This is a genomic window from Sphingomonas sp. JUb134 (assembly GCF_004341505.2).
Taxonomy (GTDB): Bacteria; Pseudomonadota; Alphaproteobacteria; order Sphingomonadales; family Sphingomonadaceae; genus Sphingomonas.
On sequence record NZ_SLYP02000001.1, the window covers coordinates 247,423 to 268,411 of the forward strand.

Consider the following 20,989-nt stretch of genomic DNA (forward strand, 5'->3'; position numbering starts at 1 on the left):
ATCCGTTCGCTCCCTCGCGCATTCTGCCCCGGTGACTGTTTCCGAAATTCCCAGCATCGTCTGGTTCCGCCAAGACCTCCGGCTTTCCGACCAGGCCGCGTTTGCCGCCGCCGCGGCAGAAGGGCCGGTGCTCGCCGTCTATGTGCTCGATGACGAGATACCGGGCGAATGGCGGATCGGCGGCGCGCAACGCTGGTGGCTGCATCATACGCTCGCCGCATTGGCCGAGTCGCTTGCCGATCTCGGCGTCCCGCTGGTGCTGCGGCGTGGCCGCGCACCCGACGAAATTGCCAGGATCGCGGAGGAGACCGGCGCCAGGCGCGTCCATTGCCTCGCCCATCAGGAACCCTGGTGGCGTGAGGCTGAGGATGCACTCGCCCGCTCGGTCGATCTGGTGCGCCACCCTGGTCGCCTGCTCGCCGAACAGGGCATCGTCCGCACCGGCAGCGGCGGGCCCTTTCGCATCTTCACCCCGTTCTGGCGCGCGCTCCAGCTCCACATGCCGCCACCGCCGCCCGAGCCGGCGCCCACCAACGTGCAGGGCATGGTCCATCCGCCGCGCAGCGATCGGCTCGAGGAGTGGCACCTGCTCCCCACCGCCCCGAACTGGGCGGAGGGCTTTGGGCATTGGACGCCGGGTGAGGCCGGTGCCCGGGCGCGACTGGAGGCGTTTGCGGACGAAGTCGGCGACTATGATCACGCCCGCAACCTGCCTTCCACCGACGGCACCTCCAGCCTGTCGCCGCACCTGCACTTCGGCGAAGTCTCTCCCGCCGCCGTCTGGCACGCGCTCGACGGCAAGGCTGGCGCGGAGAGCTATCTGCGCGAGATCGGCTGGCGCGATTTCGCGGCCAACCTGATCGTTCAGCAGCCGGATTATGGCACCGCCCACGGTCGCGCGAAGATGGATGCGCTTGCCTGGCGCACCGGCCCAGAGGCCGATGCGGAGTTCCGCGCCTGGACACGAGGGCAGACGGGCTATCCGATCGTGGACGCAGGCATGCGGCAGCTCTGGCACATCGGCTGGATGCACAATCGCGTGCGGATGATCGCGGCGAGCTTCCTGGTGAAGCATCTGCTGATCGACTGGCGACGTGGCCAGCACTGGTTCTGGGACTGCCTGGTCGATGCGGACTATGGCAACAACGCCGTCAACTGGCAGTGGATCGCCGGCACGGGCGTCGACTCCAGCCCCTTCGGCCGGATCATGGCCCCGCTGGTGCAATCGCCCAAGTTCGATGCGGGAGCCTATATCCGCCGCTGGGTACCGGAACTTGCCGGCTTGGACGACAGCAGCATCCACGACCCGCACGGCGCGGGCGTGGCGCCGGCCGGCTATCCCGAACCGCTGATCGCCCATCGCCCCGCGCGCGAGCGGGCGCTTGCGGCGGCGGCTGCGGCACGCGGCTGACGAAAGGCGTCGGCGCACACGCCGACGCCTCCCTGGCTCAGAAGCGGTAGCTCAAGGTCACCGTCGCGTTGCGCGGCGCCCCGTAGCGATATTGGCTGAACGAACCCACGTTGCTGTAGAAGGTCTTGTCGAACAGATTGTCGACGTTGGCCTGCAGCTGCAGCTGCTCCGTCACGGCATAGCGCGCCATCAGGCTGACCAGGGTATAGCCGTCCTGCTGGAAGCGATACGGGGTGTTCAGGACCGGGTTCGTGCCGTCCGAATACGCCTTGCTGCGATAGTTCACGCCGCCGCCGATGGTAAGGCCCGCCAGCGGACCCTGCAGGTCATAGGTGGTGAAGATCTTGAGCAGCTTGCGCGGCTGGTCGGTGTTGGCGGGTATGTCGTCGGCATCTTCGGCCTTGAACTGGCTGTAGCTGGCGTTGACGTTCCAGCCCGGGAGTGGCTGGCCGGTCGCCTCCAGTTCGAAGCCTTTGCTGACCACGCCCTGGGCGGCGCGATAGGGTTGGAATATCTGGCCGTCGAGGATGACTTCCGGTCCGTCGATCTGCCCCACATTGTCCTGCTCGATGCGGAACAGCGCGATCGAGGTTTGCAGCGCGTCGCCGAAGAAGCTGCTCTTCAGGCCGATTTCATAGGCATCGCCGTCCAGAGGATCGAGCAACTGGTGTTCACGATCGTAAAGGTTCTGCGGCTGGAAGATCTTGGTGAAGCTGGCGTAGAGGCGGTGATTGGGCGTGATGTCGTAGAGCGCCCCGACATAGGGGATGAACACGTCGTCATCGCCATAGTCGCTGTTCGTTCCCCAGGCATAGCCCGTCTGCTTCCAGCTGGCGATGCGCCCGCCCAGAATGACCTTGAACGGATCGGCCACGTTCAGGCGGACGGCGCCGTAATAGCCGGTCTGCTTGATCCGCTCCTGTTCGTTGCGCACGGCCTCGGTGCCCCAGACCGGCTCGGGATAGGGGATGCCCTCCTGGCCGATCACCGGGACGTCGGTGAGCCAGGGCAGCGGCGCGTCGTAATTGTCGGTGTGGCGCTTGAGGATGCTGTGCAGCGCGCCGACCACCACTTCATGCTCGCGCCCGAACAGGGACACCGCACCCTTTAGCTGGGCATCGAAGCTGTTCTGATAGCTCACGCCTGCCGACTTGTACGGATTGGTGCCGTCCATCGTGCCCGTCGCCTTGTCGACGGTACCGTACAGGTAGAGCAGCTGGGTATCGCTGGTGTTCTTGAGGCGGTTGTAATTGACCGTCAGGTTCCACCGGTCACCGAGTTCCTGGCGGACGGTGGCAAAGATGTTCTGGTTGGTGCTGTTCCAATAGGTCCAGTCCGCCGCCGTCGTCTGCGAACGCGGAAGATCGGTCAGCGTGCCGTCGCTGTAGAAGGTCGGCAGCGCACCCCAGGTGGCGCCCCCCGGCTTGGTATCCTGATGGCTGATCCCTGCCCGCACCAGCGTCGTATCGGTCAGGTCGGCGTCGACCACGCCATAAAGCACCCACTTCTTCTTGTTCTGGATGTCGATGTAGCTTTCGCCTTCCTCATAGCGGCCGACGACGCGGGCGCGCACGCGTCCGTCCGCCGTCAGCGCGCCGCCGACATCCGCCGACAGGCGCCAGGTGTCCCAGCTGCCGAGGCTGGCGCTGACATAGCCGGTCAGGTTGGTGGCATCGGCATGCTTGCGGACCAGATTCACCGAGGCCGAGGGGTCGCCCACGCCCGACAGGAGGCCGGTGGCACCCCGCACGATCTCCACCCGCTCATAGATGGACACGTCGATGCTGGTCTCGCCGTTGCCGCCCGCCAGCGTCCAGGCCGCCGGCACGCCGTCCACCTGGGTATTCCGGATTTCGAAACCGCGCGCGAAGAAGCTGTTTCGGACATCGTCGAACTCGTTCGCGGACACGCCGACCGCGTTGGTGATGACGTCCTTCACCGTGATCAGATTCTGGTCGAGGATGCGCTGCGCGGTCATGATGCTGACCGACTGCGGCGTTTCGCGGACCGTGAGGCCCAGGCCGGTCGCCGTGTCGATCGCGTCCGGGAGGGTGTAGGAACCGACGACGACGATCTCTTCGTCCGATGCGTTCGCGTTCGCGTCCGTTTCCTGCGCGGCTGCAGGAACCGCGACGAGCATGGCTGCTCCGCCCAGCAGAAACGCGATCTTCAATTGCATGACTTTCCCCACAACGCTCATTGCCCAAGGCATGGCTCCCGCTAGGAGAGTTGCGCATCATTCGCAATAGCAGGTCGTGAGATTCTTGATCTCCGCTGGGACGGACGCGGCCCTGGTCGATTAACCGACTAGGCGGCTGTCCTGACCCAGCCTGCGAGTTCCCGTGCCAGAACGGCCCGGAGCATCGCGATCCCGCCGGCGCTGGCGTTCAGGCACGGCAGATAGGCGAACTCGGCGCCGCCCGCTTCGACGAAGGTCTCGCGTCCCCGGATCGCGAGTTCCTCCAGCGTTTCGACGCAATCAGCCGAAAAGCCCGGCGCGAAGATCGCCACCTTCGTCACGCCCTTGGCGGGAAGGCCGGCGAGCACCGTGTCGGTGGCAGGCCCCAGCCACTTCGCGGGGCCGAAGCGCGACTGGAAGCTGACGGTCAGATCCCGGCCCAGCGCCTTCGAGAGAAGCTGTCCGGTCTCCAGGCATTGGCGGTAATAGGGATCGCCCAGGTCCATGGTGCGCAGGGGCATGCCGTGGAAGCTCGCCACCAGCGCCTCCGGCTCCCAGTCGAGTGTCGCGAGACTTGCCCCGACCGAAGCCTTCAGCGCGTCGATATAGGCTGGATCGTCATGATAGGGCGGCAGCGTGCGGATCGCCGGTTGCCAGCGCATCCCCGCCAGCGCCTCGAACGCCTTGTCGTTCGCCGTCGCCGTCGTGGCCGCGCAATATTGCGGGTAGAGCGGCGCCAGCAGAATGCGCGCGCACCCCGCCTCTTTCAGTGCACGCACCCGGTCGCCGATGGCGGGGCTGCCATAGCGCATCGCATAGTCCACCACGACGTCCGCGCCGAACGCGCCCTGCAGCGCCGCCGCCTGCTCCCGGGTGATGGCCGCAAGCGGGGGTCCGGCGTCGGTCCACACCTGGGCATAGGCATGCGCCGACTTGCTGGGGCGGGTGGTGAGGACTGCCCCGCGCAGGATCGGCTGCCACAGCAGTTGCGGAAGCTCGATGACCCGGCGGTCGGACAGGAACTCGGCAAGGTAGCGCCGTACCGCCCCGGGTTCCGGTGCGTCGGGCGTGCCCAGGTTGATGAGCAGCACGCCGACGCGGGGAGAGGGGGTGGCGGGATGGTTCGCCGGGATCATGCGACCGCCTCCCCTCACTTGGCGGAGAGCGCCGCTGCCAGCGCCGTGTTGCCCTGCGCGGCAGCGACCGAGGCGGCGGTCCGGCCGGTCGCATCCGCGATATTGGCATCCGCTCCGGCCGCCACCAGCAGGTCGACCTGAGCGGTCCGGCTGAACAGCGCGGCCATCATCAGGGCGGTCTGACCGGCCTTGTTGCGCGCGTTCACGTCGCAGCCGGTCTTGAGCAACCGAGCGGCGATGGCGTCGTCACCCTTGAACGCGACGCCCATCTGGGCGGTGTTGCCCTGGCCGGCGTCCGGCTTGCACGGATCGGCACCGCGTTCGAGCAGCGCCTCCACTGCCTCCTTCTGGCCGTTGTACGCGGCGAGGATCAGCGGCGTGAAACCGCGCCTGTCATACCCGTCGACGTCGGCGCCGGCCCTCACAAGGGTGTCGATCATGTCGACCCGTCCCAGGCGGGCGGCGTCGAACAGCAGTTCCTGCCGGCGCTCCGCCGACGGGACGGCGGCTGCCGGAGCCGCCGAGGCGGCCGGCACCTGCTGGGGAGTCGCCGCTGCAAGCAGCGCGGCAGTCAGCACGACAAACATCAAGGGTCCTTTGCTGAAGGGGGTGGGTCCCGGCGCGGGAGAGGGGGGGGCGAGCGCCGGGACCCTCGGGGCGATCAGTTCGCCCCGAACTGCTCAGGATAGGCGGCGCGATATTCGTTCGCCGCCTTCACGACTTCGGACAGGGGCACGTTCACCGCCTTGGCGACGCGCGTCCCATAGTCCTTGTCGGCCTGGTAGAAGTAGCTGAGCATCATGGTCTTCACCCGCATCGAGGTGACCTGGCCCAGGTCGCCCGCCAGGTTCTTGACCAGGTCCGCCTTGTCCTGCGGCTTCAGCGACCGGTAGAAGATGCCTGCCTGCTCGAAATTGTTGGTCTTCTCGATCGGCTTCGAGTCCACGATGCCGGAGACTTCATAGGTCGAGTTTCGGAACTCGGCCGCCGTCGTCTTGGGCGCCGTGTCGGCCGGGAAGTAGTTCACGTCCGACGAGCGCTGCGTGGCGTTCAGCTGCCCGTCCTGGTTGTTGTTCACCACGGCTACCCGCGGCCGGTTCACCGGAAGCGTCATGACGTTGGCGCCCACGCGATACCGCTGGGTGTCGGCATAGGAGAACAGCCGGCCCTGGAGCATGCGGTCGGGCGACGGTTCGATGCCCGGCACCATGTTCGACGGGGCGAATGCCGACTGCTCGGTCCATTCGAAGAAGTTGTCGGGGACCTTGTTGAGCGTCATCTCGCCGATCTTCTTGAACGGCACGCCCAGCCACTCCTTGGTGTCGTCGAAGGGATTGTAGTTCAGCGACGCGAACTGGTCGGCGGACATGGTCTGCACCATCAGGTCCCAGCTCGGGTGGTTGCCTGCGGAGATCTGGCCGTAGAGGTCGTCGGTCAGGAAGTTGAAGTTTGCCTTCGCGACCTGTTCGCCGTTCAGGTTCTTGACGCCCTGGCGGCTGATCCAGCGGAACTTGGCGAAGATCGTCTTGCCTTGGGCATTCACCAGCTTGAACGCGTGGACGCCATTGCCGTCCATCGTGCGATAGGATGCGGGCGTGCCCAGGTTCGTCCATACCTGGGTGATCATGTTGGTGGCCTCGGGCGTCTTCGAGAAGAAGTCGAACAGGCGGTTCGGATCCTGCTTGTTGGTGACCGGCGAAGGCTTGAGCGAGTGGATCATGTCCGGGAACTGGATCGCATCGCGGATGAAGAAGATCGGCAGGTTGTTGCCGACGAGGTCCCAGTTGCCCTGATCGGTGTAGAACTTGGTCGCGAAGCCGTGGGGATCGCGCATCGTCTCCGGGCTCCCCGCGCCGTGGATGACGGTCGAGAAGCGGACGAACACCGGCGTTTCCTTGCCCGGCGCGAACAGCGACGCCTTGGTGATGTCGGAGATGTCGGCGGTGGCGCGGAACACACCCTGAGCACCCGTGCCGCGGGCATGGACGACGCGCTCCGGCACGCGCTCCCGGTCGAACCGGGCGAGCTTCTCGATCAGGTGCGCGTCTTCCAGCAGCACCGGCCCCATGTCGCCCACCGCCTTGGAATGGCGGTTCTCGCCGATGGGCGCGCCGTTATCGCGGGTGAATTGGGGTGCGCTGGCCGCAGCGCCATCCCCACCGGCCTGAACGGTGCCTGCGACGCCCGGCTGCGACAGCACGGGCCGCTCGGGAACGGTCGGCGCGGCGGCGGTCTGCATGCGGCTGGCGGCCTGGGTCGAGGCGGGATCCGCGACCTGGTGTGCCTGTGCAAGCACGGGCCCGACGAGCGAGAGATTGATGCACGCAGCCAAGAGCCCGGCGCGCGAGGTAGTGAAAGCCATCATGTCGTCCATGTTGTCGGGTTACGGGATGTCGGCGGTCGCCGGCATCACAGCGGTGCGGCCCCTTGGCCCGGCCGGGCGCCGGACCGCCAACGAGCAATGCCGATCACTGTAAGCGAGGAATTTGTCGGAGCATTGGGGTGCGCGCGAAATCCGGAAGCGATGCCGGGGCTCCGAGCCTCTGGCGCCTGCAACTCGCCGCACTCGGCGTCGCCCCGACTGGTTCAGCGGCTGCAAGTGCGCGATAGCTACGCGCCATGACCCGCCCTTCCGCTCCTGCCGCCGCCCTGCTTGGCATGCTCGCGCTGCTTGCCGGCAATCCAGCCGCCGCCCAGCAGTCGGGTCCGCCCGGTTTGAGCGTGGTCGATGCGGTGCAGAAGCTGAAGCCCGGCGGTTACCTGTGGGCGCCGCAGGTCGCACCCGACGGGCCGATGATGATCGTGGTGAGCCTTCGCCTGCAGCGCGCCTATGTCTATCGCAACGGGGTGATGATCGGCGTTTCCACCATCTCTTCCGGCGCCAAGGGACACGAGACGCCGACCGGCGTCTTCACCGTCCTTCAGAAGGACATCGACCATAAGTCGAACCTGTACAACGGCGCGCCCATGCCGTTCATGCAGCGCCTGACCTGGGACGGGATCGCCATGCATGCCGGCAACCTGCCCGGCTACCCGGCCTCCCACGGCTGCATCCGGCTGCCGCTCGCCTTTGCGCGGCTGCTCTACGGCGCCACCAGCAAGGGCATGACGGTGGTGATCACCCAGGATGCGCCGGTACCCCGCGTGGCTCCGACCCCGCAGCTGCTGAAGGCGGGCAAGACCGCCCGCTCTCCGTCCGGGGATGCCGGTTTCTGGCAGCCCGAACGCGCAACCTCCGGCCCCGTTTCGATCATCGTCAGCGCGGCAGATCGGCGGGTGGTGGTGCTGCGCAACGGCGTGGAGATCGGGGCAGCCCCCGTCACCCTGCGCGGCGCCATTCCTCGCCCTGCGGCCTATGTCGCCAGCAGCGTCGATGCCGCCGGGGCGCACTGGACCAAGGTCGCGCTTCCCTGGGACGGCAAGGCGGCGAACTCCCCCGTCGCGGAGGACAAGGACCCCATCAGCGTCGATCCGCGCTTCCGCGATCGCCTGTTGCCGCTGCTGGTCGCGGGCACCACCGTCGTGGTCACGCCCGACAGCCTCAGCAGCGGCAGCACGGGTGCGCCGATCACGCTTATGACGGACACCGGCGAGCCCTGACCGCCGGCCATGACCGAGTTACCGATCCGGTGGGGCGAGCAGGGCTCTGGGAGCCCCCTCCGCTCAGTTGGCGTCGGCGAGCGCGGACGAGTGCCCGCCGACGCGGAACACCGCGTCCATGGCCGTCGCGGGCATCGGCCGGCTGAGCAGGTAGCCCTGGAGCGAATTGCAGCCGATCTCGGACAGGAAGAAGCGCTGCTCGGCAGTCTCCACGCCTTCCGCCGTCACCTTCAGGCCGCTCGCCTTGGCGAGATCGATGATCGCCTGGATGATCGGACTGCCGTCCTCCGTGCTGCCGATGCCGCTCACGAATGACCGGTCGATCTTGATGCGATCGACGTCGAAGTTGCGCAGATGGGTGAAGGAGGAATAGCCGGTCCCGAAATCGTCTAGTGCGACCTTCACCCCCCGCGCGCGCAGCGCCGTCAGATTGGGCTGGCAGGTGGCCGCATTCTCGATGAAGCTGGTCTCGGTGATCTCCACTTCCAGCCGGGCCGGGTCCAGGCCCGTTCGTTTCAGTATTTCCGTCACGCGCTCGGCGAAGCGCGCGTTGCGTAGTTGAACGGCCGACACATTGACCGAGATCGTCCCGATCGGCCAATTCACCGCTGCGCGACAGGCCTGCTCGAGCACCCACTCCCCGAGTTGCTCGATGAGCCCGGCCTCCTCGGCGATCGGCACGAAGATGGTAGGCGAGATGACGCCCTTTTCCGGATGCCGCCACCGAACGAGTGCCTCCGCCCCGGTGATGACGTCGCTCTGCGCCGAATAGAGCGGTTGGTAATAGACCTCGAGTCCACTGCCGGTGTCCAGCGCGGTGCGCAGCCCCGTTTCGATCTCCTTGCGTCGCCTCAGGCTGGCGTCCATTCCTTCGGCAAAGAAGGTGTAGCGTCCCTTGCCCGCACTTTTCGCCTCGTAGAGCGCGATGTCCGCCTTGCGCGCGAGTTCGGTCCGCTCGCCCGCATCGGCGGGCCCCATGGCGATGCCGATGCTGACGCCGACCCGCGCCTGGGTGCCGGCGATGTCGATCGGGCGGCTGATCTCCTCGACGATCCGCATGCACAGGATCTCGGCCTCGGCCGGGCCTTCGATGTCGCACTGGATGATCGCGAATTCGTCGCCGCCCACGCGCGCGACCAGGTCCGTCGAGCGGACCAGCGCGGCGAGCCGAGTCCCCACCTGCCGGATGAGTTCGTCGCCGGCAGGGTGGCCGAGGGTGTCGTTGACGTTCTTGAACCCGTCCAGGTCGAGGTACAGAAGCGCGAGCGAGGTGGATGCGGCACGCGCATGGGCGAGCTGATGCGCGAGGCGATCGTCGAACAGCGCGCGGTTGGCGAGCCCCGTCAGCGAGTCGTGGAAGGCGAGATGCTGCGCCTGCGCCTCGCTCGCCTCCAGCCGCAGTGTGCCCTGTCGCACATGGCGCAGCAAAATGGTCACGATCGCGAAGATGAGGAGAAGCGATGCGCCCATCACGGGGGCCACGCGCTCCACCAGCAGCGAACCCGGCTGGAACGGTTGCCAGACGACGTAGCCGAGCAACTGGTCGGCCGAGGAGCGCAGCGGCACCGCCCCCTCTGCCTGGGCAGCGAGCGGCCGTTTCGCAAAGGCCGCGCCTTGGAGCTGGTATCGCTCGGAAAGCTCCCTTGTGAAGCCCGTGTCGAGATACCGCACCGCGATGTGCAGGAACTCGGTACCGGCAGCCTGGGGAATGGTGCCGGTGTCCGAGGTGATCGGCTTTACGCTGACGATGGCAGGGTGACCGCTGACGATGGCGAGGTCGATCGTTCCCGGCGTCAGCGCCGATGGCCCCACATCTTCCGGAGAGGGGTGACGCAGCTTGCGGCGCAGTTCCGCGACGAGCGGAACGGCGATGCGCGCGATGTCATGATGGTAGGCGGAGGCAGAAAGGCGGCGCCCGGCGCGCATCGCATAGAGCGGCTCGTCCTTGGGGTTCAGGACAAAGGCTTCGTCATGCCCGTAATAGGTGCGCATCCACACGCCAAGGTTGGTATCCAGCCACACCGGGTCCTGACGAAAGGCTCGCACGTGCCGGACCGCATCGTCCCAGACGGTGACGCCCTCCTGGTCGTGCGCGATCCGCGCGATGCTCTGCGCAAGCACGGTCGAGATCACGCCATGTTCGCGCTGGAAGGCGAGCCGGTCGGCCTGACGCGCGGAGAACAGGACCAGCGCGGCGATCAGCACCGCCATCGCCGCGACCGTGGCGAGGGCAGGTGCGACCACTTGGGCGACGAACCGCCTGCGGCCCGCGCGCCCGGCTGAGTTCTGTGCCGGCTCCATGCTTCAAGGGGTAGGGAGTGGCAGTTAAGGAGGTCTTGCTGCAAAGCCTTGCCACGCCCGACTCCTCAAGAAAAAATCTCCGGTGTCCCAAGGAGTTGCGCCACCCGGCACTTTCTCCCTGTGCGGGTCGTGAGGCCCCAATTCGAAGCCTGGCGGCCCTTCTTGCGTTAACGCCGAAATCATCAATCTGCTGGATAGCCGCGGGCATGATCCCGATCTCTTGCCGTGCGCGCCTCATGTCCTGCGCCGCCCCGGCCCTCATTCTCTTGGCAACGCCCGCAGCGGCCGCTCCCGTGCAGGAGCCTATGCCTGCGGCCGAATCGCAGGCGGAGGCGCAAGAAGAAGTCATCGTCACCGCGCAGCGCCGTCCGGAGCGTATCCAGAACACGCCCGTCGCGATCACCGCGCTCGACGAACAGGCGATCGTCCAGCGCAAGCTCAGCGACATCAAGGACGTGGTGACCTACACGCCCGGCTTCTCCGGCAACTCCGAAGACAGCTACATCGATACGCTGGCGATCCGCGGCATCGTCTCGAACGACTACGGCATCGGCGGCGATCCTTCGATCGGCATTTTCAAGGACGGCGTCTATCAGGGGCGGACCGGAAGCGCGGTCACCTCCCTGTTCGACATCGAGCGCGCGGAGGCCCTGCGCGGCCCGCAGGGCTTCCTGTTCGGGCGCAACGCCATTTCCGGGGCGATCAACATCGTCACCAACAAGCCCGACACGGATCGAGTGCGGGGGCACGTCTACCTCGGCTATGGCGAGGTGGATCGCGTGGAGGCGGAGGCTGCGGTCAACCTGCCGCTGAGCGAGCATTGGGCGCTGCGCGTGGCCGGATATCACACCGCCTCGGACGGGTGGGTGGACAACGTTTTCACGCCCGGTCGCGACGATCGGCTGATGGGCGAGAACCGCACCGCGGCGCGCGCCTCGCTGCTCTATACGGTGGGTCCGCTGCGCGTGATCGCCATGGGCGAGTATGAGCGGCGGCGGCTGGATGGCACGCCCTATCGCGCTTCCAACGACGATCGCGAGGTGCTGGACGCGATCGACGACGCGCTTGGCATCGATCTCGTGGTCGGCGGTGGTCCTCGCGATGTGGATACGGAGCTAACGGACCCCCGCGACGACGGTGAGATCTACGGAGGCACGCTTCAGGCCGACCTGGATCTGGACTTCGCCACGCTGAGTTCCATCACCGCCTATCGCCGCCACCGCTTCTTCTATTCCGAGGATTATGACGGGACGCCGCTTCGCATCGGCAACTACAGCCAGCGCCAGCGCGGCACCTATGCAAGCCAGGAGGTCCGCCTCGTTTCTCCGGGCACGGGTCGGTTCACCTGGTCGGCCGGGCTGTCCGGCTATCGCGAGACGGTGCGGGCCCGCTTCACCGAGCAGGCGGACGAGACCGCCGTCTGCCTGGCCGGCTACGGCTACTCCAGTTGCGAGGAACTGACCCAGGACCTCTATGGCACGCTCTATGTTGCCGCGCCGGAGGGGATCCTGGTCGACACGAACGAGGCGCGGACGGTGAACACCGGCCTCTCCGCCTATGGCGACGTAAATTATCGCGTCCTCCCCAAGCTGAACGTCGGCCTGGGACTGCGCTACACCTGGGACCACAAGAAGTTCGGGCTGAACATCCTCCCGAGCGAAACCACGCTCGGCAACCTCTGGACGTTCGCCTACTACACCGATGGCTTCGTGACCGATGGCAGGTCCTGGCAGGGTACGACGCCGCGACTGTACGTGCGTTATGAGATCCAGCCCCGCTTGAACGTCTACGCCAGCGTCACGCGGGGCTATAAGTCGGGCGGGTTCGGCTCCTTCACGGTGGCAGCACCGGGACCGATCGAGGAGTTTGGCCTCGTCCCCGACGGCACCAAGCCCGACGCCTTTGCGCCCGAGACGATCTGGAGCGAGGAACTGGGGGTGAAGGGCGACCTCCTCGGCGGACGGCTGCGCTTCGACCTCACCGGCTTTCTCTACAACTACCGCAATTTGCAGAGCGTCTATTTCGACACCCAGACGCGCACGCAGCGGGTCCTGAACGTCGGGCGGGTGCAGGGATATGGCGCCGAGTTCGCGACGACCCTTCGCCCCAGCCTTTTCTTCGATCTGACGGGGACGCTCACCTACACCCACACGCGCAAGCGCGGCGACCGCGATTGCACGCTGAAGGACTGCGGCGGCCTCCCGAACCCCACCTGGGCTTCGAGCGGTGTCGGCACCTTCCATTATCCCCTGGCCTCCGGCGAGGCCTATCTCGCGGGCGAGTGGGTCTACGAAGGGCGCGGGCGCCAAAGCTTCGACTGGCGCGGTATCACCCGCCGCCACGGCTATACCGCGGTGAACCTCCGCCTCGGCTATCGCTCGGACGCCGGGTGGGAAGCCGTGGCCTACGTCGAGAACCTGTTCGACGCGCTCTACTATCACGGCGCGGAAAACGGTGGCGACCTGACCCCTGCCACGGTGTGGGGCGTAGCGCAGCCGCGCAACGTCGGCCTGAACCTGCGGTGGCGCTTCGGCGACTAGCGCTCGCGAGGATGCGCTTCGAACGCGGCCGCCAAGGCATCGCGCATCGGCTTGGGGCGAAACTCGGCGTCGAACGGCAGCGGGCGCTTGGGCAGCGCATCGGGTCGCGGACGAAAGTCGTTGAGCCAGCTGTATCGGTCCGACAGCCCCCAGCACATGACCGTGCGGCACTGCGGATAGGAGAGCATGAGGTCCAGGTACGCGCGCGTATGCGCCGCGACCTCGGCATCGCGCTTGGCGATATCGCTGGGAAGCGGATTGTCGTGCACGTCCATCTCCGTGATCAGCAGCCGGAAGCCCATGGCCGCGACCTCGTCGAGGAACTTGCGCCACGCCGTCTCGTCGAGCGCGCCGAGGCCTGTCGGCGAGTCCGAATATTTGCTGCCCAGATGGCTCTGCACCCCGAGCGCGTCCACCGGCACGTTGCGCTTGCGGAAGCCCTCCAGCAGCTTCAGCACCGCGTTCCGATGCACGGCCTCGTCGCCGCGCCAGCCCATATAGTCGTTGTAGACCAGCTCGGCCGCGGGCGCCGCCGCGCGCGCGCTATGAAAGGCGAGATCCAGCGTCTGCTGTGCGCCGCTCATGGCCTTCGACAGGGCCGTCTCGCGCAGCATGCCGGTGTCGGAGTCGATCGCCTCGTTGACCACGTCGAAGCTGTCGATGACGCGGGCATAGCGCCCGGCGACCCTGGTCACATGCTCCTGCAGCAGCCGCTCGGCCGCGCGGGCCGGCTGCGCACCGAAGTCGTGTTCGGTGACCCATTTCGGCGTCCAGCGCTCCGAATGCCACAGCAGCGTGTGCCCGCGCACGCCCAAGCCGTTGCGGGTCGCCCAGCCGATCAGCGCGTCCGCAGGGCCGAAGTCGAACGTCGTCGCGTTCGGCCGGGTGATGCTCCATTTGAGTTCGTTCTCCGGCACGATCAGCGCACACTCGCGGGCATTGAGCGCGCGATAGGCGGCGTCGGCGAAATTGCCCTTGCCGATCGTGCTGCCGAACCGGATGCCGCTGGCGGCGGCGATTGCGCCCAGACCGTCACCGCGGGGCGCGGCTTGGAGTGGCAGCGCGAGCGCGCCGGCGGCCCCTGCGGCTCCGGCAAGAAATTGGCGGCGATCGAACATGGGCTTTCTCCGGTTTCCGGGGCTCAGCCCTGGTCGAGGGCGATGCGGCGATTGGGCTGGATCGTGATCGTGCGGGGCGGCCGCCCGGCGAGGCGGAGCGTGACCCGCTGTGGCTTTGGCTCGATTCCGAGCAGCGCGCGCGGCGTGCCCTCCGGGTCGGTGATCAGCCGGACGGCGCCGCCCTCGATCCGGCCGAGCAGCTTGCCCGACAGGGTGAGGCTCGCCCCCCTGCCGTCATAGGCCATCGCCGCCGTTCGCCCTGCGTCCGTCGGCAGGGACAGCTGCGTTCCGGCGGCGGCGGCGTGCCCGGGGCGCACGTTCCAGTGGAGCGCGTCGGGCTCCTCGACGACGCCCACCAGGCGCCAGCTATAGTCCACCATCACCAATGCGCAGGGCGAATAGCGTGGCTGGTCCTCGCCATGGGTGAAGGCGCCGGTCTCCGGATCGATCTGCTGGCGGAAGCTCGGGTCCGCCTGGATCGCCTCGCACCAGGCGTTCATCATCTCGGTGAACTCGGCCGTGCGGCCATAATGCTCGATCCAGCGCGGCGCGCGCATGGCGGTGAGCGCCTGCGACGCGCCGCCCCAGCTGTTCGCCGGGATCGGCCGGACGAACGTCGGATCGTCCATCGCGATCGACGCCATCGGGTAGCGCGTCCAGAATACCTGCCGGTTGCCCAGCTGCCGGGTCCACAGGATGTCGAAGGTCTTCTGGTCGACGACATGCTCCCCGCAGACGCGGCTGAGAATGTCGGAGCGCACGCGCACGAACTGATTTTGCGCATCCAGGTCGTAGAAGGCCGCATCCTCGGCGACATAGAGCGTGTCCAGGATCCGCCGCCGAATGGCTTCCGCCTGCTCGGCCCAGCGTGCGGCCTCGTCGCGGTTGCCCAGCGCCTCGGCCATCGCCGCCAGTGCGCGGCGGCCGCCGTAGACCGTCGCCGAGAGGTCCGGACACAGCCGCGGCAGGGAGGCGATCGGATGATGGGTGCGCGCGTCCTTGTTGGGGCACTGGTTGGGCATGCCCTTCCACCGCGGCGAATTGTCGTGGCCGGTGTCATAGGTGCAGAAGCCCTCGACCAGCCCGGTGCCGCGCGTGTTGCGATGGCGCATCAGCCAGCCGTCCCACGCGCCGCACGCCCGATAGGCCGTTTCCAGCAGTTCGCCGTCGCCGGTCGCCCGCGCCAGATCCCAGGCGGTGGCGGCGATCGGCACCACCATCTGGATCTGGCCGAAGCCGGTCTCGACGACCTTGTTGTTCGCCGGCAGCTGACCGTCGGCGCGCTGCAGTTCGAAGAAGGTCAGGTGGCTGTTGCGCGCCACGTCCGGTCGGAACTTGCGATAGAGCAGCGCCTCGTGCGGCCCGCATTCCTGCCAGATGCCCTGGTAGACCGATCCCTCGATCAGCACCGGCTTGCTGACGTAGGGCATGACCTTCACATTGCCGGCGAGCACGTCGAGGGCCGCGTCATAGGCCGCCTGCCAGCGCGGGTTCGTGGTCGAGAAGCGCGGAACACCTGCTCCCCCGCCCTGCTGGGCGCGAGCAAAAATAGGCAGGGCCAGCGTCGCGGCGGCGCTTGCGGCAAGGAATGACCTGCGATCCAAGGACGACCTCATGGGTTGAGCTCCGGATGGTCGACGTGGAACCAGTCGACGTCGATGTGGCCGCTCGGACCCCGCTTGTTGAAGGTGAACAGCGCCGGGCGCGATCCCTTCCACCAGGAGAAGCGGGCGAGCGGGATGGCGTCCCCCAGCGGCGTGAAACCGCCCGTGCCCAGGCGGTAGCTGTAGCGGACGGTCTGGTCGCGACCGACCTCGGCGCGCAGCTCGATGGTGTCGGCGGTCAGCCGCGGCCCGGCCTGTTCCTCGCCTTCGCGGGTCAGGGCCAGGTGCGTCTCACCCCGCTCGCGCACCGCGCCGATCCAGCTCGGGCGTACCCCGAACAGGGTGAGACCGGCACGCTGGCCATCCGCCATGTGGGACAGATCGATCCGCGCGGTGATGCGGCTCTCCGGTCCCTGCAACACCTGGGTCAGCGTGTTCCGCGCCGTCACCAGATGCTGCGCCTCACCCGCCTCCAGCCGCAGCCAGCCCGGGCGCGCCGACAGGCTCCAGCGCGTGTCGTCGGGATTATGGTTCCAGGCCCATTGCAGGCCCAGCTTCGGCGCGCTGAACTCGTCGGAGTCCTGCAGCCGGTCCCGGGCCGGTGCATGACCGGTGTTGGGCCGGGGCGGCGTCATCATCGGCTCGCCCGAGGTCTTGCCCGCGAGCGGCCGCCCCATCACTGGCCAGTCGCCCACCCAGCGCACCGGCTGGAGGTGGACGATGCGGCCGAACGCACCGGTGCTGTTGAAATGAGCGAACCATCCCTCGCCCGACGGCGTCTCGATCCAGCCGCCCTGATGCGGCCCTTCCAACTGGGTCGAGCCCTGCTCCAGCACCACGCGCCATTGATAGGGCCCGCGAATGTTGCGCGCGCGCAGCGCGACCTGCTGTCCCTTCTCCACCCCGCCGATCGGGGCGAAGATGTAGTACCAGCCATTGCGCTTGTAGAACTTCGGCCCTTCCAGGATCGGCAGGTTCGCCTTGTCCTCGACGATCACCTCGCCCTTGTCGAGCACGCGAGTCCCGTCCGCGCTCATGCGGTGGAGGATCAGCGGGCCGGCGCCGTGGCGCGAATGGACCAGCCAGGCGGTGCCGTCCTCGTCCCAGAAGGGGCACGGGTCCTCCAGCATCCGCTCGTCGATGACCTTGACCGGCTTGCTCCACGGACCGGCCGGGTCACCGGCGGTCGCCATGAACACGCCTTCGTCGATCGTCGCCCAGTAGACGTAGAACCGGCCGTTGTGATGCCGGATCGACGGCGCCCACACGCCGCCTGCGTAGCGCGTGCCCCCCACCGGCTTTGAGATCTTGTCGGTGAGGCTGTGCGGTCCCGGCATGTCATATTCGGGCGCGAACGGCAGGCGCGGCAACACGCTGCCGATGATCGTCCAGTGCACCAGGTCATAGGACCGCAGGATCGGGAGGCCGGGCGAGAAGTGGAAGCTCGACGACACCATGTAATAGGCGGTGCCAAAACGGATGATGTCCGGATCGGAATAGTCGGCGAACAGGATCGGGTTGCGGAACGTGGCGGGTGCGGTGGCCGACTGATCCGCAGAGACTGATTTCGCACCGCCGCACAAGATCAACGCAAGCAGTGTCAACCCGGTGCGTACAGACCTCCGCCGTCCCAAGCCTTGAACCATCAACCCCTCCTCATCCCAAACAGCGAGAGCGTTACCACGCTTCTTGTTGCTGCATCTGCGTTGTTCGCGTGGCGACTTGGCGCCGCTTTCCAGACGTAGAACATAGCATTGACGTGTTCAACAAGTGGAACTAAGTTTCAACATATCTCGCGAGACGTTAGCGCTATCGCTTACGACTTGGCAGCAGACGGGCCTACCGTCGCGCCGCGGGGCGACAGGCCGATCAACGGGTCGGCAGCAAAGGGAGGATGTTTGATGGGGACTCGGGCTCTAGTTCGCGCGCACCTGCTGGCCGGCTCAGCGGTACTGATGGCCGGAGCGTTGCCCGGCGGCCCGGCGTTCGCTCAGGCGGTGCCCGTCCAGGCCACGGAGCAGACGGCGCCTACCCCCATCGGCTCCAACGGCACTGCCCAGACCAGCACCGTCGCCGATCCCAACGGCCAGGCGGGCAGCCAAGTCAATGGGGAGGGTGAATCCGGCGCCGATGTCGTCGTCACCGGATCCCGCATCGCCCGCACCGGCTTCGACGCGCCGACCCCCGTCAACGTCGTCGACGCGCAGGAGGTGAAGCTCTCGGGCAACGTCAACATCGAACGCACCCTCCAGCAAATCCCGCAGACGGTCGCCTCCCAGCTGGGCGGCGCCACGTCGAACACCGTTCCCGGTGGCTACGCCGACGTCAATCTTCGCGGCTTCGGCTCGACCCGAAACCTGGTGCTGGTGAACGGCCGGCGCTTCGCGATCTTCGGGCCGGAACAAGTCGTCGATCTCAACACCATCCCCTCGACGTTGATCGCCCGGACCGAGATCGTCACCGGCGGTTCGTCCGCGGTCTATGGCTCGGACGCGATCACGGGCGTGGTGAACTTCATCATGCGCACCGATTTCGAGGGCGTGGAGGCGCGCGCGCAGCTCAACCTGGCGGGGCCGACGAGCACGCCCACCTATAATTATGATCTCACGGTTGGTGGCAACTTCGCCGAAGGGCGCGGAAACGCCGTGGTCTCGATGAACTATCTCGACCGCGGCTCCATCACTCGCGGGCAGCGGGGTAGCTTCGCCTATCTGTCGCTCGCCGATGGGTGCGTCGTGCCCGGATCGGGGAGCGCGAGCGGCCCGGGCACACCGTTCACGCCTGCCGGAGGACTTGGCTGCGTCGCCGGCGGCGGTGAGCTCGGCTTCGTCGCGAGCGGATCGGGCGACATCCCCGACGGCCGCTTCTCCGGCATTCCGGCCTTTGGTGGCACCAACGCCGCGCTGAACGCCGCCTATGCCGCAGCCGGCCTGAGCGGCCTCGGCGGCCGCGGCTTCACCTTCAACGACGAAGGCTCCTCGGCCCGGCCGGCGCTTACCCCGCAGGACGACTTCAACCTCGGCCCGGACAACTACCTCATCCAGCCGCAGAAGCGCTGGATGATCAACAGCTTCGCGCACTATGACTTCACGGACTCGATCACCGGCTACATGGAGCTCCACTATTCGCACAACGAGGTGGATGCCCGGCTCGCGCCGACCAACGTCGGCTCGCCGACGCTGTTCAACGTCGACAATCCCTATCTCACGCCCGCGTTGCAGGAGGTCTTCCGGCAGCTCGACCTCGCCGAGACCGGACCCACGACCGTCACCAGCGGCACCGCCACCCGGATCAACAACCCGGGCGATGGCCTTGCGCTCGTCACTGCTGGCCGCCGTTACGTCGAGGTCGGCGCGCGGGCCGCGACCGAGCGGCGCAACGTCTATCGCGGCGCCTGGGGCCTGCGCGGCGATCTCGGGAACGCGTCCGAGAACTTCCTGACCGACCTGAAGTGGGACGCCTACTACACCTACTCGCGCAGCGAGAACACGCTGCAGCTGCGCAACGCCCTGTCGCGCAGCCGGCTCCAGGAGTCGCTGCTTTCGGAGGGCGGCGCGGCCCCCTTGTGCAACATCTTTGGCGCGAACGTCAGCGCGGAATGCGCAAGCGCGATTCGCATCAACGCGACCAACACCACCGTCGCCACCCAGCAGGTCGCGCAAGCAAGCCTCACCGGCAATCTCGTCAACCTGCCTGCCGGCGGGGCGGGCTTCTCGGGCGGCTTCGAATGGCGCAAGGTGAGCGCGACCTTCTCGCCCGACTCCTTCCTCGCGTCCGGGGACGTCGCCGGCTTCAATCCGGGCCTCCCCACCCAGGGCTCGGTGTCGGTGAAGGAGGCCTTCGGCGAAGTCCGAATCCCGCTGATCCACAACACGCCGCTGATCGAGCATCTCGCGTTCAACGGCGCATTCCGCTACTCCGACTACAGCCTGAAAGGCGTCGGCGGGCAGTGGACCTATTCGGCCGGCTTCGACTGGCGCGTATCCCGCGACCTGACCCTGCGCGGCCAGTATCAGCGCGCGATCCGCGCACCCAACGTGGGCGAGCTCTACGGCGGCATCAATCGCGTCGTCGGCGCAGCGACCGATCCCTGCTCGAGCCGCGCGCCGGTGTCGCAGCAGACCGACGCGGTTCGCGCGGTGTGCATCGCGACCGGCGTGCCAGCGGCCGCCGTCTTCTCGCCCGAGGTGCAGCCGAACGCGATCATCCCCGCGGACTTCAGCGGCAACCCCAACCTCGATGCCGAAAAGTCCAACACCTACACGGCAGGCGCCGTCATCACGCCGCGCTTCGCGCCCGGCCTGTACCTCAGCGTCGATTACTTCAACATCGACCTTAAGGGGGCGGTTGCTGCACTCGGCGGGGGGCTGCAGAACACCTTCAATCTCTGCTATCTGACGCTGCAGGACGCAAACAGCGAATATTGCCGCGCACTCAACCGCGATCCCCGCACGGGCGAGATCAACGATCCCTATGTCGCGCGCATCCTGAACGCGAACACGGGCGCGCTCCAGACCGAGGGCATCGACTTCGCCGGCCGCTACCGCTTCGACATCGGCTCGGGCGATACCTCGGTCGAGCTCAGCTCCACCTTCACCTATCTGCTCGACTTCACCTCGACGCCGGTGGCAGCCTTCCCGGACATCAAGAACAAGTGCGTCGGCTCGTACGGTCCCACCTGCGGGCAGCCGCTGCCGGAATGGCGCGGCACCACGCGGGCGACGCTCAACATCGGCGATTTCTCGGCGAGCGTGCGGCATCGCTACATCGGCCCGGTCACCACCGACCGCTACATCGTGCCGCTGCGCCAGAATGCGGAGACGGCCCCGCCGATCACCAACTTCGCCTACCCGCGCCTTGCCGCGCAGAATTACGTCGACGTCTCGTTCAGCCTGGGCGTGACCGACAAGGTGGAGTTCTTCGGCGGCGTCAACAACGTGCTCAACAACAAGCCCCCGATCACCACCCAGGGCCCGAGCGCCAACACCTTCTCGGCCACCTACGACGTACTCGGGCCGGAGTTCTTCCTCGGCGCCACCGCGAAGTTCTGATCTGGCAGGGGTGGGCTCCCCCACCCCGGGTTTGCGGAGAAGAGACAGG

The 20,989-nt window shown here is 67.2% G+C and carries 12 protein-coding genes; 4 read left to right on the forward strand and 8 right to left on the reverse strand.

Annotation, left to right across the window (positions count from 1 at the left end):
* Positions 1 to 31: 31 nt before the first annotated feature.
* Positions 32 to 1,411, forward strand: coding sequence for an FAD-binding domain-containing protein (locus tag EDF69_RS01135; protein WP_165890017.1), 1,380 nt, complete (start codon positions 32 to 34; stop codon positions 1,409 to 1,411).
* A gap of 37 nt (positions 1,412 to 1,448) precedes the next feature.
* Here the strand turns inward: EDF69_RS01135 and EDF69_RS01140 are convergent, their stop codons facing one another.
* The 4 genes from EDF69_RS01140 to EDF69_RS01155 form a co-directional block, all read right to left on the reverse strand.
* Entirely contained in the window at positions 1,449 to 3,590 is a 2,142-nt protein-coding gene (locus tag EDF69_RS01140; protein WP_132883356.1) for a TonB-dependent siderophore receptor, read from the reverse strand.
* A 128-nt stretch (positions 3,591 to 3,718) separates the two neighbouring features.
* Positions 3,719 to 4,726 carry a ferrochelatase gene (gene hemH, locus EDF69_RS01145; RefSeq protein ID WP_132883357.1) on the reverse strand — a complete coding sequence of 336 codons (1,008 nt, stop codon included), beginning with the start codon at positions 4,724 to 4,726 and terminating at the stop codon, positions 3,719 to 3,721.
* A 14-nt stretch (positions 4,727 to 4,740) separates the two neighbouring features.
* On the reverse strand, positions 4,741 to 5,313 hold the full coding sequence (locus EDF69_RS01150; RefSeq protein WP_132883358.1) for an ankyrin repeat domain-containing protein: 573 nt from the start codon (positions 5,311 to 5,313) through the stop codon (positions 4,741 to 4,743).
* A 74-nt stretch (positions 5,314 to 5,387) separates the two neighbouring features.
* Positions 5,388 to 7,091 carry a catalase gene (locus EDF69_RS01155; RefSeq protein WP_274611225.1) on the reverse strand — a complete coding sequence of 568 codons (1,704 nt, stop codon included), beginning with the start codon at positions 7,089 to 7,091 and terminating at the stop codon, positions 5,388 to 5,390.
* Between the two features lie 254 nt (positions 7,092 to 7,345).
* Between EDF69_RS01155 and EDF69_RS01160 the strand changes: the two genes are divergently transcribed.
* Complete coding sequence (locus EDF69_RS01160; protein ID WP_239555223.1) at positions 7,346 to 8,326, forward strand: L,D-transpeptidase; 981 nt, start codon at positions 7,346 to 7,348, stop codon at positions 8,324 to 8,326.
* Positions 8,327 to 8,389: 63 nt separating this feature from the next.
* Here EDF69_RS01160 and EDF69_RS01165 read toward each other — a convergent pair whose 3' ends face one another.
* On the reverse strand, positions 8,390 to 10,627 hold the full coding sequence (locus tag EDF69_RS01165) for a putative bifunctional diguanylate cyclase/phosphodiesterase (protein ID WP_132883359.1): 2,238 nt from the start codon (positions 10,625 to 10,627) through the stop codon (positions 8,390 to 8,392).
* 305 nt (positions 10,628 to 10,932) lie between these two features.
* On the opposite strand from EDF69_RS01165, the gene EDF69_RS01170 reads away from it, so the two are divergent.
* Entirely contained in the window at positions 10,933 to 13,167 is a 2,235-nt protein-coding gene (locus tag EDF69_RS01170) for a TonB-dependent receptor (protein WP_165890018.1), read from the forward strand.
* Here the strand turns inward: EDF69_RS01170 and EDF69_RS01175 are convergent.
* Genes EDF69_RS01175 through EDF69_RS01185 form a run of 3 tightly spaced genes read right to left on the reverse strand, consistent with a single transcriptional unit; the run spans position 13,164 to position 17,493 of the window.
* Complete coding sequence (locus EDF69_RS01175) at positions 13,164 to 14,285, reverse strand: endo-1,4-beta-xylanase (RefSeq protein WP_132883361.1); 1,122 nt, start codon at positions 14,283 to 14,285, stop codon at positions 13,164 to 13,166. The genes EDF69_RS01170 and EDF69_RS01175 overlap by 4 nt on opposite strands.
* Positions 14,286 to 14,308: 23 nt before the next feature.
* Positions 14,309 to 15,901: an MGH1-like glycoside hydrolase domain-containing protein gene (locus tag EDF69_RS01180; protein ID WP_132883362.1), complete on the reverse strand. Its 1,593-nt coding sequence runs from the start codon at positions 15,899 to 15,901 to the stop codon at positions 14,309 to 14,311.
* Complete coding sequence (locus EDF69_RS01185; RefSeq protein ID WP_239555225.1) at positions 15,898 to 17,493, reverse strand: glycoside hydrolase family 43 protein; 1,596 nt, start codon at positions 17,491 to 17,493, stop codon at positions 15,898 to 15,900. The genes EDF69_RS01180 and EDF69_RS01185 overlap by 4 nt, the downstream gene beginning before the upstream one ends.
* Before the next feature lie 297 nt (positions 17,494 to 17,790).
* Here EDF69_RS01185 and EDF69_RS01190 point away from each other — a divergent pair, with 297 nt between their 5' ends.
* Positions 17,791 to 20,940, forward strand: coding sequence for a TonB-dependent receptor domain-containing protein (locus EDF69_RS01190; protein WP_239555227.1), 3,150 nt, complete (start codon positions 17,791 to 17,793; stop codon positions 20,938 to 20,940).
* Positions 20,941 to 20,989 lie beyond the last annotated feature (49 nt).

Coding starts and splice junctions, on each gene's coding strand:
- EDF69_RS01140 (WP_132883356.1), bottom strand. CDS start 3,590: ATGCAATTGAAGATCGCGTTTCTGCTGGGCGGAGCAGCCATGCTCGTC.
- hemH (WP_132883357.1), bottom strand. CDS start 4,726: ATGATCCCGGCGAACCATCCCGCCACCCCCTCTCCCCGCGTCGGCGTG.
- EDF69_RS01150 (WP_132883358.1), bottom strand. CDS start 5,313: ATGTTTGTCGTGCTGACTGCCGCGCTGCTTGCAGCGGCGACTCCCCAG.
- EDF69_RS01155 (WP_274611225.1), bottom strand. CDS start 7,091: ATGATGGCTTTCACTACCTCGCGCGCCGGGCTCTTGGCTGCGTGCATC.
- EDF69_RS01160 (WP_239555223.1), top strand. CDS start 7,346: ATGACCCGCCCTTCCGCTCCTGCCGCCGCCCTGCTTGGCATGCTCGCG.
- EDF69_RS01165 (WP_132883359.1), bottom strand. CDS start 10,627: ATGGAGCCGGCACAGAACTCAGCCGGGCGCGCGGGCCGCAGGCGGTTC.
- EDF69_RS01170 (WP_165890018.1), top strand. CDS start 10,933: ATGCCTGCGGCCGAATCGCAGGCGGAGGCGCAAGAAGAAGTCATCGTC.
- EDF69_RS01175 (WP_132883361.1), bottom strand. CDS start 14,285: ATGTTCGATCGCCGCCAATTTCTTGCCGGAGCCGCAGGGGCCGCCGGC.
- EDF69_RS01180 (WP_132883362.1), bottom strand. CDS start 15,901: ATGAGGTCGTCCTTGGATCGCAGGTCATTCCTTGCCGCAAGCGCCGCC.
- EDF69_RS01190 (WP_239555227.1), top strand. CDS start 17,791: ATGGGGACTCGGGCTCTAGTTCGCGCGCACCTGCTGGCCGGCTCAGCG.